We start from the raw sequence: 1,137 nt of genomic DNA on the forward strand, positions 1-1,137 counted from the left end.
CGACACCGTTGAGGGTGACGTCACTGCCATCGGCATTATAGACGGTGTTGTCGCCGGCAATGGTGAAGGTGGTGATACTGAGATCGCCATCGACACTGCTGCCATCAATCACATTGCCGCTCACTTCAGGGCTGTCCTCGACGATGCTGCGAGTTTCATTATCATCGCTGAAATCATCGTTCACCGGGGTGACTTCAATGGTGAGTGTTGCAGTGGAACCGGTATTCGTTGTGTAAGTGATGACAGGAACATTGCCGTTCCAGTTTTCATTTGGTGTAAAGGTATAACTGCCGTCTTCATTGATAATGAGGTTGCCACCATCAAGCTCTACAGTGGTGCCCGCAGTGACGGTTTGACCGTTCACTTCAAAGCTCACCACGGTTAGATCGCTGTCGATATCGATATCGCTATCGTTATCGAGCACATTACCGGTCGCCACTTCATCTTCTGCGATGCTATCAGTGTCATTCACCAGCTGGCTTGGGTCATCAACTGGGGTGACTTCAATTGTTAATGTGGCTGTTAAGCCTGTGTTGGTGGTGTAAGTAATGACTGGGACATTGCCGTTCCAGTTTTCATCTGGGGTAAAGGTATAGCTGCCATCTTCATTGATGACGATAGTGCCGTTATCAAGCTGAACGGTGGTGCCCGCAGTGACGGTTTGACCGTTCACTTCAAAGCTCACCACGGTTAGATCGCTGTCGATATCGATATCGCTATCGTTATCGAGCACATTACCGGTCGCCACTTCATCTTCTGCGATGCTATCAGTGTCATTCACCAGCTGGCTTGGGTCATCAACTGGGGTGACTTCAATTGTTAATGTGGCTGTTAAGCCTGTGTTGGTGGTGTAAGTAATGACTGGGACATTGCCGTTCCAGTTTTCATCTGGGGTAAAGATATAGCTGCCATCTTCATTGATGACGATAGTGCCGTTATCAAGCTGAACGGTGGTGCCCGCAGTGACGGTTTGACCGTCCACTTCAAAACTCACCACGGTTAGATCGCTGTCGATATCGCTATCGTTATCGAGCACATTACCGGTCGCCACTTCATCTTCTGCGATGCTATCAGTGTCATTCACCAGCTGGCTTGGGTCATCAACTGGGGTGACTTCAATTGTTAATGTGGCTGTTA

Annotated in this window: 1 protein-coding gene; it reads right to left on the bottom strand. The window is 49.1% G+C overall.

All coding sequences use genetic code 11. From position 1 onward, the window contains the following. Positions 1-1,137: Ig-like domain-containing protein (locus K5R16_RS21925; protein WP_220740519.1), on the bottom strand; the 1,137-nt coding region annotated here is incomplete at both ends.

This window comes from Shewanella sp. c952 (assembly GCF_019654975.1).
Classification (GTDB): Bacteria; Pseudomonadota; Gammaproteobacteria; order Enterobacterales; family Shewanellaceae; genus Shewanella.